We start from the raw sequence: 13,366 nt of genomic DNA, 5'->3' as shown, positions 1-13,366 counted from the left end.
CATGGACGGATTCGAAGGTCGCGGAACGGTCGTCACCGGCGGTGCGAGTGGTATTGGTCTGGCCACGGCCACCGAGTTCGTCAGCCGGGGGGCCCGCGTGGTGCTCGCCGATGTCGATCAACCCGGCCTGGAGCAGGCGGTAAACCACCTGCGGGCCCAGGGATTCGACGCGCACGGCGTGGTGTGCGACGTCCGGCAGTTCGACGAGGTGGTCCACCTGGCGGACGAAGCCTTCCGCCTGCTGGGCAGCGTGGACGTCGTCTTCAGCAACGCCGGCATCGTGGTCGCGGGTCCGATCGCGCAGATGACCCACGACGACTGGCGCTGGGTGATCGACATCGACCTGTGGGGCTCCATCCATGCCGTCGAGGCGTTCGTGCCGCGGCTGCTCGAACAGGGCACCGGCGGACACATCGCCTTCACCGCGTCCTTCGCCGGCCTGGTGCCCAACGCCGGCCTCGGGGCCTATGGCGTCGCCAAATACGGTGTGGTCGGGCTGGCGGAGACGCTCGCCCGTGAGGTCAAGGACGCCGGAATCGGCGTATCGGTGCTGTGCCCGATGGTCGTGGAGACCAAGCTGGTCTCCAACTCGGAGCGGATCATGGGGGCGGACTACGGGCTGAGTTCCTCGCCGGAAGCGGCCGGCGGGACCCTGCCGACGCAGGACGAGGGCGTCGGCGTGGGCGACGTCGCCCGGTTGACGGCCGATGCGATTCTGGCCAATCGCCTATACGTGCTGCCGCACGAAGCCGCCCGCGCCTCGATCCGCCGCAGGTTCGAACGCATCGACCGCACTTTCGAAGAGCAGGTCGCCGAGGGGTGGGCCCACTAGCCCGACGGGCCGAGCCGGTAGCCGCCCGTCGCCGGATCGTGATACCAACCGCTCGCCGCGTGCGTGCCGCCGTCGACGTGCAGGGTCTGTCCGGTCAGGTAGGCCGACATTCGGGACGCCAGAAACACCGCGACACCGGCGATTTCGTCGACATGACCGGGGCGCCCCAGCGGCACGACGTGGCCGACCCCGGCCAGCGCCGCTTCGCCGCCGAGCTGCGCCAGCCCCTCGGTGAGCGTGATATCGGGCGCGATCGCGTTGACCCGGATGCCGTGGGGCGCCAGCTCCAGCGCCGCGGTCTGGGTGTAGTTGATGACCCCGGCCTTGGCCGCCGCATATGCCGCGTAGCCGGGGGCGGCGCGCACGCCCTCGATCGACGTCACTGAGATGACGCTGCCGCCCTGTCCCGCCGACACCATCGCCCGCGCGACGCGCTGCGTGCACAGCAGCACGTGGCGCAGATTGGCCCGATAGAGCGCATCCCAACCGTTCTCGGTGGTTTCCAACAGCGGGGACGAGAACACTCCTCCAGCGTTGTTGACCAGGATCGTCGGCGTGCCAAGTTCGGTGCTCGTGCGCCGCAACGCGTCGTCGACCTGGGCGCTGTCGCGCACGTCGGTCGGGATCCCCAGGGCACCAATGGATTCCGCGGCTTGCGCGCAGGTGTGCGGGTCACGCTCCCAAATGGCGACCGAGGCGCCGAAGGCCGCCAACCCTGCCGCGACGCCGCGGCCGATGCCCGCGCCGCCGCCGGTCACCACCGCCACGCGGCCGGTGAGCAGGATGTCCGAGGGATCGATCGCCATCGTCTCATCACATCGCCGGTGCGCGGCCGATGACGCCGCCGGCTTCCAGGTCGGCGATGTCCGCGTCGCTGCATCCCAGCTCGGCCAGCAGCTCATGGTTGTGTTGCCCGAGCAGCGGCGCGTGCTGGGTGTGGAATTGTGTCGGCCCGGCGGACGACCTCATCGGCACGGTGCTGAGCCTAGCCGGACCGTTCACCGGGTGGTCGACGTCCTCGAAGAAGCCCCGAAACGCGAGCTGAGCGAGTTCCGCCTGGCGGTGCGGTTGCATGACCTTGGCGACTGGAACGCCGGCGTCCCACAGGGTCGCGATGATGTCGTCTGCGCCGCGCCGCTCACACCACGCGGCCATCCGCCCGTCGATGAGGTCGTGATGCTCCCTGCGCCCGCTTGCGGTGGCCAGCTTGGGATCCGTTGCCCACGAGGGGGATCCGATCGCCGCGCACAAGCCAGCCCACTGCTCGTCGGTGCACACCGCCACGGCGACCCAGCTGTCGAGCCGCCCGAATTCGTCGACGTCGGCGCTGCGGTACAGGTTTTGCGGCGCCGCCGTGGGACCTCGGTTGCCCGCGCGTTCTAGCAGCGCCCCGTACGCGGAGTGCTCGATGATCTGTTCGGCGGCGATGCTGAGCGCGGCGTCGACCATCGCCGCTTCGACGAACACGCCCTGCCCGGTGCGGTGGCGGTGTTCGAGCGCCAGCAGCAGCGCGTTCACGGCGTGCACGCCGGCGTTGGGGTCGCCGATCGAGTAGGGGTCATACGGTGCGCGGTCGGGATATCCGGTGAGCCAGGTCAGCCCGGCCGCGGCTTCGATGACGTAGGCGAATGCCGGATTGTCGCGCCACGGGCCCTGCAGGCCGAAGCCGGGCATCCGCGCCATCACGATGTCGGGCTTGATCCCTTGGACCGCCGCGAAATCTAGGCCGAGCTGGTCGAGCACGCGGGGCGTGAAGTTCTCCACGACCACGTCGCAGGTCGCGATGAGCCGGCGCAATAGCTCCACACCGCGCGGGCTTTGCAGGTCCAGCGTGAGGCCCTTCTTGTTGGTGTTGAGCGCCGCGAAGATCGGCGACTTTTCCCACCACCGGTTTTCGGTGACGGGCACGCCGGCGATCAGCCGCGTCCCGTCGGGACGGCGGGTGGACTCCAGATGGATGACTTCCGCGCCCAGCATCGCCAACAGGTGGGTGCAGCAGGGGCCGGCCCAGAAGGTCGTCATGTCGAGCACGCGAATCCCTCTCAGGGGCAGCCGATTTGCGGGTCCGGCCGGTAGGGACCGGGGGGCCAGGTCGGCGGCGCGGTAGTGCGCCGTGTGTTCGCCCAGGCGTGGGGCCGGTTGCGGCGGGCGCAACCGCGCGGGGCTCAGCCGGTAGGGATGGCCCGGTTGCTGAAAACGGCCGCACGGGTTCGGCACGAACGAGCCGCGTTCGCGGAAGTGGTCGAGCGAGGCGATGTTGGCGCCGTTGGCGACCGGCGCGTTCGGAATCCGGAAGGCCGTTGCGAGTTCCCGGATCTCGTCGACCGTGTTGCTTTCGAACCATGCGTAGATCTCGTCGGCGTTCAGCGTGGCGCGCTCGGTGATGGTCAGTTCCGAATCCTCGTCGATCCACTCGGGGTGGCCGACCATCGCGCACAGGTCGAGCCACTGCTGCGCGGTCCCGCAGCCGACGTCCACCAGCCCGTCCTTGGCGCGCGCCACGCCCGGAACGGTGACGCGCCGCGCGTCTCGCCAGGGCCGCCCGAGCATCTCGAAATATGTGACGGGGTAATAGGTCAGGCACAGGATGTGGGTTTCCAGCATCGACAGGTCGAGCAGTTCGCCGGGGGCGCCGCCGGCCCGGCCGTGGCGCGATGCGAGCATGGCCGCGCTCGCATACGCCCCGGCCAGGTACTCCCCGACCTGGCCGCCCACGAACACCGGGGCGCGGTCCGATTCGCCGCGCCCGAGGCCGACGATGCCGCCCGACCATGCCTGCAGGGTGAATTCGGTGGCCGCGCGGCCGCGCCACGGCCCCTCCAGCCCGAAGGGGGTGATGGACAGGACGGTGAGGTGGGTATGACGGCGGCGCAGCGCTGCGGGCGTGAAGTCCGGGTGCTCGGCGACTTTCGAGCCGCCGGACCACACCACCGCGTCCGCGGCGGCCAGCAGCCTGTCGACCAGCTTTGTGTCATCGACGACCGCCGGATCCGCAACGACGCTGCGCTTCGACCCGGCCAGAAAGCTGAACAACGCCCCGTCGCCGCCGGGCGGTATCACGGCGCCCGATGCGGACCAGCGGCGCAGCGGATCACCCTCTGGCGGCTCGACTTTGACGACATCCGCTCCGCCGTCGGCAAGTAACTTGGTGCAATAGGCGCCCGCTATTCCGGTGGACAGTTCGACCACGGTGTAGCCGGCCAGCGGTAATTCGACGGTGGATTCCCCCACTACCGCTTCCGCTTTCGGCCGGGCTTCTTCTTGGCTTCCCCGTCCTTGCGTCCCTTCTTGCTCAAGCGCCATTCCGGTGGGAACTTGTCGTCGTTGTCTTTCACCGCTGCGCCCAGACCCCGGTCGACGGCGGCGGAGAGCATGAAGTCGTCACCGTCCGGGCGGACGACGCCGCCCATCGACTCGAAGAACCCGCTGAGCATGCTGCCCATGTACTCGCCCTGGAACTGCTTCATGATCTCGAAGAAGACCTTCTGCATGAACACCGTGTCGGTGGGGCGGTTGCGCGCGCAGGCCAGCGCATAGCGGTGCACCTCCGCCTCGAGCTCCTCTCGCGGCACCACGCTGTTGAGGAAGTTGCAGTCGTACATCTCCGCGGCGGTGAAAGCCCTTCCGGTGAAGACCATCTCCTGAAACTTCCGGATCCCCATGGTCTGCGCCCACCACCACATTCGTGGCCCCCAGCCGTAATACCGGAACGAGGGATGCCCGAACAGCGCGTCCTCGCTGGAGATCACGAGATCCGCGTCCGCCGCCTGGTAGAAGTGCCAGCCGTAGCAGTAACCCTTGGCCTCGAGGATGCTGATCTTCTTGAAGTCCTGCAGGCCGCGGATGCCCGAGTTCGGGTTGGCGTACCACTGGCCCAGGGTCGCGCCGCGCCGAAACGAGCCCTCGGGAGGAAAGCTGACCGCGTCGCCGCCGACCCGATATTCTGCGAGTCGGTCACTCGGATCCTCCGAGTTCTGCGCCGCCATTTCCTCGGTGAGGTCCGCACCCGAGCCGAGGTCATCGCCGGCCCCGCGGACCACCAGGACCTTGACCTCGTCGTCGATGGACGCGCGGTGCAACAGGTCGGCGTAGCGCAGCCGGGCGGCGATGGTGGGCACGTTGAGCTGGCCCGGCCGATCGAATGTGATTGTGGCGATGCGGGTTTCGACATCCTTGTGATATCTGACGATCTCCTCGGGCGCGGGTGGGGACTTGCCGGCCATGGCTATTCGCGCCAGAACGGGCTGGCGGTCAACACCTCGGGGCCGTCGGCGGTGATCAATACGGCTTCGCGCCCGAAGACCGCGCCGATCCGCTGTTCCCAGACGTAGCCCGTCACGGCCAGCACCATGCCCGGTTCCAGCCGTTCCCCGGCGGCGGTCGCGGGCAGGTGCTCGGAGATGACGGGAGGGTCGAAGCCCATGCCCAGGCCGCGGGCCACCGGCATCGGCGGCGCCGGCTCCCCCGCGGCCCGATACGCGTCCAGCAATTCGCTTGCCCCCGCGCCAGGTTGGCAGGCGGCCAACAGCCCGTCCCACAAGCCTTCCCAGCGCCGATACACCGCCCCGGCGCCGCGCGCGGCACCGGCCGGCCAAGTGCGTCCGACCTCGCCGATGTAGCCACCCGCCAGCACGCCGGCCGAGAAAGCCACCAGGTCACCGTCTTTGACCCGGCCGTCCGCGGCCGGGCGCCGCCACGGATGATCGGGTGACGTCACCCACGCGACGTCCTGGTTCGACGGGGTGCTGACGCCGCCGCCCGCGATGGCCTCCAGCAAGGCGCCGGCCAGCGCCTGTTCGGTTGTCCCGGGGCGCAGTTCGGACACGGCGGCGGCCAAGCCCGACTCGGCGACCGAGACGGCCTCCCGCAGCGCCGCCACCTCTTCGGCCGTCTTGACGCGCCGGGCGGCCCGCATCGCCAGTTCGCCGTCCACGAGTTCCGCATTGGGGAACGCCGTCGGCAGCAGTTGAGCGAAAACCGGTGAAATCGCATCGGTTCCGACCCGCCGGGCGGTGTCCGCCCCGTCGATGCGCCGCAGCGCCGACATGGTGTTCATCGGGTTCCACGAGATGCCGTACAGGTTCTCGTGCGGGATATCCTCGGGAACGCCCTCGTCCCAGGTGCTGAGCAGATGCATCGCCCCGGTCGCGCGCACCAGCACACACGTCGGGCCGAACGGCCGGGTGCCGGCGACCCACAACTGCGGCGCCCCCGTGACGTAGCGGACGTTGGCTTGGCGACCCAGGACCAGGACGTCGAGGTCGTGCGCCGCCATCTGATCCAGCACTCGCTGGCGCCGACCGCAGCGCAGCGCGCGGGCGTCGGGCAGGACCTCAGTTGCCATAGGGGTCATACGGGTAGTCGGTCAATCGGATCCAGCCCTCCTCGGTGATTACCAAGACCTCCTCGCTGCGGTAACCGCCGGTGCCGTCCTCCCACACCACCGGTTCCAGGACCAGCACCATGCCCGCTCGCAGGACGAACTTCTCGTCGAAGTCCGCGCCCAGATCGGTTCCGATCATGGGCATTTCGGCGGCGTTCACGCCGATGCCGTGACCCAGGTAGAAGTGCGGCAGCCACGGCTTGGCACCGCCGTTGGCGTTGATGGCCGCCCGCCCCAGGTCCGCCGCGGTGGCGCCGGCCTTCACGACACCGAGCACGGCGGACATGATCTCGAACCACTTGTCGAATTGCGCCCGCTGGCGTGGCGTCGGGTCCTTGCCGACGATCCAGGTGCGCCCGAAGTCCGAGCAGTAGCCGTGGTAGGTGATGCTGACGTCGGTCCACAGCACGTCGCCCTCGGCCAGTTCGCGTTCGGTGCTCAGCAGTGGCAGCGCAAGGTCGCCGTGCGTGGTCCACACGCCCTCGGCCTTGCTGGGCGGCATCACCTGCCAGATCGGTTCGAGCATGCTGGCCGTGGCGCCCAGCTCGAAGGCCCGCCGCAGAAAGCTCGCGGACAGGTCGACCTGTCGGATTCCCGGGGCCAATCGCTTGTGGACCTCGACCATCGCCTCGTCGGTGATCCGGATGGCGGTGCGCATGCAGGACAACTCGTCCGGCGTCTTGACCGCCTTGGCGGCGCTGACAATTGCCGACGCGTCGACGGGCGGACCGCCGGGGAACAACGTCTTCGCGGCGCGCGACATGGCGCCGGTGCACTCGTCGACCGCGACGACCGCTTGGGCGGAAACCAAGTCGGCCAGCCGGCGCGCGAATTCTTCGACCCCCTCGTCGAATTCGAGATACACCGGGCCGTGGACGTGATCGGCCGGCAAGTCGGACTCCAGCGAGGCGCCCTCGCGGAACGGCAGGAACAAGTGCGGCCACTCATCGGTGGCGAGCACCACCGCGACCGGCCGCTCGACATAGGACAAACCGGCATCGCCCAGCGGCCAACTGGTGCCGGTGGCATAGACCACGGCGCTGTTGCCGAGCAGAATCAGCGCGTCGACGCCGCGTTCGGCCATCGCCGAGCGCAGCCGGGCCCCGGTCTCACGCCGCATACGACCCATATCGGGCGTCTCGGGTATCACCAGGCTGCCGGTGCCCGCGCCCGCTTGCGCGAACGTTGTCATCTCCGCGTCCTACAGACCCAGGAACTTCGTGACGTTGCCGCTCACGATTTTCGCGGCGTCGGCGGGGCCGACGGCGTCCACGACCGCGGCCAGCGACTTTTCGGAATAGCCGTAGGTGCTTTCGTTGTGCGGGTAATCGCTGGACCACATGACCTTGTCCACGCCGATCTTGTCGATCAACTGCAGCCCGAGCGGATCGACCATGAACGACGCGCTCATGTGGTTGTCCCAGTAGTACCGCACATCGTGCTGCAGCGGGCGGTTGAACATGTGCCGGTAGGACGCCACCAGGTGTTCGGCGTCCTGCAGCGCCCACGGCACCCAGGCGATGCCGCCCTCGAACCAACCGATCCGCAGGCCCGGATGGTCGTCCAGGATGCCGCCGAAGATGTACTTGGAGAACGTCTCCCGGAACCCGTCGATGTTGATCATCATGCCGACGACGACACTGTTGAACTCGGTCGGGCTCTTCGGCGGCGTTTCCCCGATGTGGTGCGTGACCGGAAGGCCGGCGGCCTCGATCTCGTCCCACACCGCCCGCATCGCGGTGCTGGAGTAGTCGATCGGATTGCCGTCGTCGTCCTTGCCGGGGTTCAGTGGCATCAGAAAGGTCTTCAGCCCCAAGGACTTCAGCTCTTCCAGGGTCTTTCGCGTGCCCTGCGGGTCCCACCAATTGATCAGCCCGGCGCCGTAGAAGTGGCCGCCCGAGCGCTCCTGCAGTTCGGCGATGTACTCGTTGTAGATGCGGAAGGCGAGTTCGCGCAGCTTCTTGTCGGGGTAGTGGAAGAGCGCCAAAATCGCGTTGGGGAAGGCCAATTCCTTGTCGACCCCGTCGTCGCGCAGTTCCTGGATGCGCGCCTCGATGTTGGTACTCGCGGCCCCGGGCAGGTCGTCGTACTGCATCAGCACCGCGCTGAAGTCGCCGGGCAGGAACGACTGGCCCTTGCGACCGACCTGATAGGCGCCGTCCTCGTACCAGATCCGCGGCGCCTTGTCTTTGAGGTCGTCCGGAAAGCGTTGGTAGAAAATGTCATCCGCCAACGAGATGTGGTTGTCCGCGGAGAACACCACGGTCCCGGCCGGCAGGCCGACATCCGCGCCCGAGGCGTGACCGCGGCGATTCTTGGGGGCCCCGAAGCCTTCGGGTGGGTAAAGCGAAACGGCGCTTGCTTGAGTCGTCATCATTGACCCTCCATTCGGATCTGCAGTGTTGAGAGTAGCGACCTGGGGCTACCAGGTCACCGGAAGTTCGTAGACGCCGTAGGCGAGCCGGTCGTCCTTGAAGGGCACGTCCTCGACTCCGATCGCCAGTTCCAGCGTGGGGACGCGGCGGAACAGGGTGCGGTAAACGATCTGCAGCTCGGCGCGGGCGAGCTGTTGGCCCACGCATTGATGGCGGCCGTACCCGAAGGCGACGTTGCGGTCGGCCCCCGAGCGGTGCAGGTACAGCCGGTCCGGTTCGGGGAAGGCGTCCGGATCCCAGTTGGCCGGGGCCAAGTCGATGATGATGCCTTCGCCGGCGCGGATCGTCTCCCCGGCGATGTGGATGTCTTCGAGGGCGACGCGGCGCTGCCCGTTCTGAATGATGCTGAGATAGCGCAACAATTCCTCGACCGCGCTGGCGATGACCTTGTCGTCGTCGGCGTCGCGCAGGACGGCCAACTGGTCCGGGTTGACCAGGAGGGCCAGCACCCCGAGACCGATCATGTTCGAGGTGGTCTCGTGCCCGGCGATCAGCAGCCCGGTGCCCAGCTGGGCCGCCTCTCTGACGCTCAGTTCGCCGGCCTTGACGCGCTCGGCCAGATCGGAAACCGCGTCCTGCGCCGGATCCTCCATTTTGGCCTCGACCAGTTGCGCGAGGTACTTGTTCAGACTCATCGCGCCTTTGACGGTGTCTTCGCCCGTCGCGTAGCGCGCGAGCCCGACGTTGGCGTGGTGCTGGAACATGTCGGCGTCCTCATAGGGGACACCTAGCAGCTCGCTGATCACCAGCGAGGGAACCGGCAAGGCCAACGCGGTGACGATATCGGCGGGCTGCGGGCCGGCCAGCATCGCGTCGATGCGGTCATCGGTGATCTGCTGGATGGTCGGGCGCAAGCCCTCAACTCGCTTGAACGTGAAGGGTTTCGACAACATGCGCCGAAATCGGGTGTGCTCTTCGCCGTCGGCGGTGAAGACGGACCTCGGCCGCTTGTGCACCGTGGACAGCATGCCCGCGTTCCAGTGCGGAAACCCCGGCCGCCGATCGTCGACGCTGACCCGCGAATCCGAGAACAGTTCCCGCACTTGCTCATAGCCGGTGATGAGCCACGGGGTGCTCCCGTCCCAGATGCGCACCCGGGACAAGGGTCGCTCTTGGGCAAGCGCCATGACATCCGGCGGCGGGGCGAAGGGGCAGCCCGCCCGCCGCGGCATCGGATAATCCGGGATCTCGGTCGCCTCGACGCCGGAAGTGTTAGTCAGCGTTTCTGACATCTCATTCCTCGATCTGGATAGCCAGCGCGGGGCACGCCGCGGCCGCTCGCCGGGCGCCGGGCGCCTCATCGGCGGATGGATTGGGGTTGAGCAGAACAACGACGCCGTCCTCGTCGCGCTGGTCGAACACGTCGGGCGCGTTCAGCACGCAATTGCCCGACGAAGCGCAGACATCTTGGTCGACAGTCACTTTCATCTGCAGACCTCTCATTCGTACGGGGTGACGGGCGCCAGCCACAGGCCCACGATCGCGTCGATGAGACCCGAGGCGGCGCCCCGCCAGGAACGCTGGGGCGGCGAGGCGCCCGCGGCAAGCGATCGTTCCCGGTCGGCACAGGTGTGCATCAACAGGTTGCGGGCCATGATGTTTCGCTCGAAGTGCACTTCGGCCGGCAGGTCGGGCAGGCACCGGTTGATGCCCTCGACCACCTGCACCAGGGATGGCGAGCTGAGGGCGCCCTTGACGATGATGTGGTAGTACGCGGGATCGGTCATCGCCTGCGCCGCGAAACGCGCGTACCAGGTGGGATTGCCGAGTTCCTCCAGATGATCGGTGAGCGGCCGCACCAGGCAGGCCACCCAGTCCCTCAGCTCGGTCGAACCACCCGCTTCGAGCAGTTCGGCCACCATCCGCTCGCGCAGCTGCTCGACCGGCCCCCGGTGCTTGTGTTCGATCGCGCGGACCAGGTCCGCCTTCGTGCCGAAGTGGTAGCCCACCGCGGCGTTGTTGCCCTGGCCGGCAGCCTCGCTCACCTGCCGGTTGGACACCGCGAACATGCCGTGCTCGGCGTACAACCGCTCGGCCGCAACGAGGATCGCCTCCTGCGTCGAACTGGCCCGCTCGGTGCGAACTGCACGGCCGATGGTGGTCACCCGGCTAGTCAACCGCGGCCCAGCGATTAAGTCAAGCGATTGATTTAATTTGTTGGCGCCCGCTCGCGCCGGCTTCGGTGCCACTTAGCCGGTAATGGGTGACAAAGGTCCCTCGCCCAACGCTTCCCCGCTCGGTCACGATGGCCTCTTGCGTGCGGGAACGCGGCGGTGTCGGGACGGTGAATCATTGGTGGGTGCGGGATGTTGTCAGCTAGCCGGGTATCGGCGATCGAGGATTCCGCGTGGTTCCAGTCGAAGTGGTCGCCGTACCTGGTGGCCGACGCCGACTTGCGCATCCGCGCGGTGAACTCCGCCTGCGAACGCGTGTCGGGGCATCCGCGCGAAGAGTTGCTGGGCCACCAGCTGTTCGACGTCTTCCCGGACAACCCGGCCGATCCCGATGCGGACGGCGTGGCCAACGTCTCCGCGTCGGTGGATCTGGTTTTCCGCCGTGGGGTCCGGCACTGGATGGGGGTCCAGCGCTACGACCTTCCCGACCGGCAGAACCCGGGCGCGTTCGTCTACCGGGTCTGGACACCGATGAACGACCCGATCAAAGACGGCAAGAAGACCGTCGCCGTGCTGCAGCACGCCCAGGACGTCACCCGCGTCGTACCGCCGACGCCGGAAGAGCGCGCGTATCCGAAACTCTTCGAGTTGAGGAGGGCGGCGGAAGTGCTCGGGCGTCAGTTTCCCGACCTGCCCAGCGAAGCGGTGCTCGGTGTGCTGGCACATTCCCACAGCGTGGTCATGGAAAGCGTTGGCGCGCAAGATTTCGAACGCGCCGAGGCGCTGGCCAGGCTTCGCCTGGAAACCCACGCCGGGCATCCGGCGGAAGAGTCCTGACGCCGCGGCTACTTGCGGGAACGGATCGCCTTGCCGGCGGACGTCCCACCGTCTACCGGCAGCACGGTTCCGGTGACATAGCGGGACCGATCGGTGGCGAAGTACAACGCCGCCTCGGCGACGTCGTCGGGTGTGCCCTCGCGCTTCAGAGGCCGGTCCTCGCGCATCGTCTCGCGCACCCGGGCTTCGAAGCGCTCCAGCTCGGCCGGATCCATGTCGGCCGCCGACGACGCCAGGATCGGCGTCGGGATGTTTCCCGGCGCGATGGCGTTGACCCGAATCTCGTAGCGCGCCAGTTCGATTGCGGCGGACTTGGTGAACTGGATGACCGCGGCCTTCGACGCGCGGTAGATCATCACCCCGCCGCCCGCCTGGATCCCACCGATCGACGTCAGGTTGATGATCGATCCGCCACCGCTTTCGGCCATGTGCCGAGCGGCATCTCGCGTGCCGGCCATCACCCCGAGAACGTTGACCCCCATCACCCGGTGGAAGTCGGCCAGGTCGTCGTCCAGCAGCCGGCGCAGCGGGCTCGAGATTCCGGCGTTGTTCACCATGATGTGCAGGCCACCGAACGTCTCGACCGTCGCGGCGACCAGCGCCGCGACCTGGGCGGGATCGGAGACGTCGGTTCGCCGAAACAGGGCGGCGGCGCCCGATGCGGCGGCCAGCTGCTCTCCCCTCTCGGCCTCGACATCGGCGATGACGACCCGCGCCCCCTCGGCCACAAACCGTTCCACGATTCCGCGACCGATGCCGGAGGCGCCGCCGGTCACGACGGCGACCTTGCCTTCCAATTCGTTGACCACCCGACGAGTTAATCCGCGCCGACCGCGTTAAGTCAAGCAGTTGATTTAAGCGGGCCCGGGCCGATCGGTAGGCCCCAAGGGGTTTCGCTCGCCCCACACACCCGCCATGCTGGGAGCGCCAGTTCATCGGGAAACTCGGGAGGAAGCTCATGAAGGTTCTGGTCGTCGGGGGTAGCGGACTCATCGGATCACAGGTTGTCGCCCAGCTCACCGAGCTGGGACACGAGGCCATCCCCGCCTCGCCGAGCTCGGGGGTCAACACCATCACCGGGGAAGGCCTCGCCGGTGCCCTCGCCGGCGTCGACACCGTTGTGGACGTCTCCAACTCGCCGTCCTGGGCCGACGACGATGTCCTGAACTTCTTCACCACCTCCACCCGCAACCTCCTCGACGCGGAGCGGACCGCCAACGCGCGGCACCACGTCGCGCTCTCGATCGTGGGGGCCGACCGGGCGGCAGAAAGCGGCTACATGCGGGCGAAAGTGGCCCAGGAAAAAGAGATAGTGGAATCGGGATTCCCGTATTCGATCGTGCGGGCGACTCAGTTCTTCGAATTCGTTGGCGGCATTGCTGATTCGATGGCCGACGGCGACACGGTCCGCGTCCCGCATGGCGCTTTCCAGCCCATCGCTGCCGCGGACGTCGCCACGGCCGTCACCCGCGCCGCGGCCGGGAACCCGGTCAACGGCGTAATCAATATCGCCGGGCCGGAAAAGCAGGGTATGGACGACTTCATCAGGGCCCGGTTCGCGGCCACCGGCGACGATCGCCAGGTGATCACCGACGACGGTGTCCGCTATTACGGCGCGTTGCTCGACGATCGCAGCATCGTTCCGGTCGACGGCGAAGACGCGACGATCTACCCGACCACGTTCAGCGATTGGATGGCCGGGGTGTCGTAGCGGCGCCAAGTAGCCGACCGCCGTTGCGACATCAACCGCGGCGGTAGTTGCGCT

General features: G+C 67.9%; 13 protein-coding genes. 3 read left to right on the top strand and 10 right to left on the bottom strand.

Features of this window, described 5'->3' with window-relative positions; all coding sequences use genetic code 11:
- Position 1: 1 nt before the first annotated feature.
- The gene (locus tag A5680_RS05855; RefSeq protein ID WP_067817185.1) at positions 2-832 is read left to right on the top strand and encodes an SDR family NAD(P)-dependent oxidoreductase; all 831 of its coding nucleotides are present in this window, start codon (positions 2-4) and stop codon (positions 830-832) included.
- Here A5680_RS05855 and A5680_RS05850 read toward each other — a convergent pair.
- The 9 genes from A5680_RS05850 to A5680_RS05810 form a co-directional block, all read right to left on the bottom strand.
- Complete coding sequence (locus tag A5680_RS05850; protein ID WP_067817183.1) at positions 829-1,638, bottom strand: SDR family NAD(P)-dependent oxidoreductase; 810 nt, start codon at positions 1,636-1,638, stop codon at positions 829-831. The two genes, A5680_RS05855 and A5680_RS05850, sit on opposite strands and share 4 nt — an antisense overlap.
- A gap of 7 nt (positions 1,639-1,645) precedes the next feature.
- Positions 1,646-4,063 (bottom strand): CaiB/BaiF CoA-transferase family protein, encoded by a 2,418-nt coding sequence (locus A5680_RS05845; RefSeq protein WP_231977571.1) that lies wholly within the window; start codon positions 4,061-4,063, stop codon positions 1,646-1,648.
- Positions 4,063-5,055, bottom strand: coding sequence for an enoyl-CoA hydratase/isomerase family protein (locus A5680_RS05840; RefSeq protein ID WP_067817180.1), 993 nt, complete (start codon positions 5,053-5,055; stop codon positions 4,063-4,065). Before A5680_RS05840 ends, A5680_RS05845 begins: the two co-directional genes overlap by 1 nt.
- 2 nt (positions 5,056-5,057) lie before the next feature.
- The gene (locus A5680_RS05835) at positions 5,058-6,176 is read right to left on the bottom strand and encodes a Xaa-Pro peptidase family protein (RefSeq protein WP_067817177.1); all 1,119 of its coding nucleotides are present in this window, start codon (positions 6,174-6,176) and stop codon (positions 5,058-5,060) included.
- A complete protein-coding gene (locus tag A5680_RS05830; protein WP_067817174.1) occupies positions 6,166-7,407 on the bottom strand; it encodes a Xaa-Pro peptidase family protein in 1,242 nt (413 codons plus the stop codon). Before A5680_RS05830 ends, A5680_RS05835 begins: the two co-directional genes overlap by 11 nt.
- A gap of 9 nt (positions 7,408-7,416) precedes the next feature.
- Positions 7,417-8,478, bottom strand: coding sequence for an amidohydrolase family protein (locus tag A5680_RS05825; RefSeq protein ID WP_197281183.1), 1,062 nt, complete (start codon positions 8,476-8,478; stop codon positions 7,417-7,419).
- 159 nt (positions 8,479-8,637) lie between these two features.
- Positions 8,638-9,882 carry a cytochrome P450 gene (locus A5680_RS05820; RefSeq protein WP_067817171.1) on the bottom strand — a complete coding sequence of 415 codons (1,245 nt, stop codon included), beginning with the start codon at positions 9,880-9,882 and terminating at the stop codon, positions 8,638-8,640.
- A gap of 1 nt (position 9,883) precedes the next feature.
- A complete protein-coding gene (locus A5680_RS05815) occupies positions 9,884-10,078 on the bottom strand; it encodes a ferredoxin (RefSeq protein ID WP_055401967.1) in 195 nt (64 codons plus the stop codon).
- Positions 10,079-10,089: 11 nt separating this feature from the next.
- A complete protein-coding gene (locus tag A5680_RS05810; protein ID WP_055401965.1) occupies positions 10,090-10,755 on the bottom strand; it encodes a TetR/AcrR family transcriptional regulator in 666 nt (221 codons plus the stop codon).
- 201 nt (positions 10,756-10,956) lie between these two features.
- Between A5680_RS05810 and A5680_RS05805 the strand changes: the two genes are divergently transcribed.
- The gene (locus tag A5680_RS05805) at positions 10,957-11,601 is read left to right on the top strand and encodes a PAS domain-containing protein (protein ID WP_067817168.1); all 645 of its coding nucleotides are present in this window, start codon (positions 10,957-10,959) and stop codon (positions 11,599-11,601) included.
- 8 nt (positions 11,602-11,609) lie between these two features.
- On the opposite strand, the gene A5680_RS05800 is transcribed toward A5680_RS05805, so the two are convergent.
- A complete protein-coding gene (locus A5680_RS05800) occupies positions 11,610-12,410 on the bottom strand; it encodes an SDR family NAD(P)-dependent oxidoreductase (protein WP_055401961.1) in 801 nt (266 codons plus the stop codon).
- 149 nt (positions 12,411-12,559) lie between these two features.
- Here A5680_RS05800 and A5680_RS05795 point away from each other — a divergent pair, with 149 nt between their 5' ends.
- Positions 12,560-13,312, top strand: a complete 753-nt coding sequence (locus tag A5680_RS05795; protein WP_067817165.1) for an SDR family oxidoreductase — start codon at positions 12,560-12,562, stop codon at positions 13,310-13,312.
- Positions 13,313-13,366: the final 54 nt, after the last annotated feature.

Source organism: Mycobacterium sp. E2989 (assembly GCF_001667595.1).
GTDB lineage: Bacteria > Actinomycetota > Actinomycetes > Mycobacteriales > Mycobacteriaceae > Mycobacterium.
Note: the sequence above shows the minus strand (reverse complement) of the source record. Positions and strands in the feature narration are given on the sequence as shown.

Coding starts and splice junctions, on each gene's coding strand:
- A5680_RS05855 (WP_067817185.1), top strand. CDS start 2: ATGGACGGATTCGAAGGTCGCGGAACGGTCGTCACCGGCGGTGCGAGT.
- A5680_RS05850 (WP_067817183.1), bottom strand. CDS start 1,638: ATGGCGATCGATCCCTCGGACATCCTGCTCACCGGCCGCGTGGCGGTG.
- A5680_RS05840 (WP_067817180.1), bottom strand. CDS start 5,055: ATGGCCGGCAAGTCCCCACCCGCGCCCGAGGAGATCGTCAGATATCAC.
- A5680_RS05835 (WP_067817177.1), bottom strand. CDS start 6,176: ATGGCAACTGAGGTCCTGCCCGACGCCCGCGCGCTGCGCTGCGGTCGG.
- A5680_RS05830 (WP_067817174.1), bottom strand. CDS start 7,407: ATGACAACGTTCGCGCAAGCGGGCGCGGGCACCGGCAGCCTGGTGATA.
- A5680_RS05820 (WP_067817171.1), bottom strand. CDS start 9,882: ATGTCAGAAACGCTGACTAACACTTCCGGCGTCGAGGCGACCGAGATC.
- A5680_RS05815 (WP_055401967.1), bottom strand. CDS start 10,078: ATGAAAGTGACTGTCGACCAAGATGTCTGCGCTTCGTCGGGCAATTGC.
- A5680_RS05805 (WP_067817168.1), top strand. CDS start 10,957: ATGTTGTCAGCTAGCCGGGTATCGGCGATCGAGGATTCCGCGTGGTTC.
- A5680_RS05795 (WP_067817165.1), top strand. CDS start 12,560: ATGAAGGTTCTGGTCGTCGGGGGTAGCGGACTCATCGGATCACAGGTT.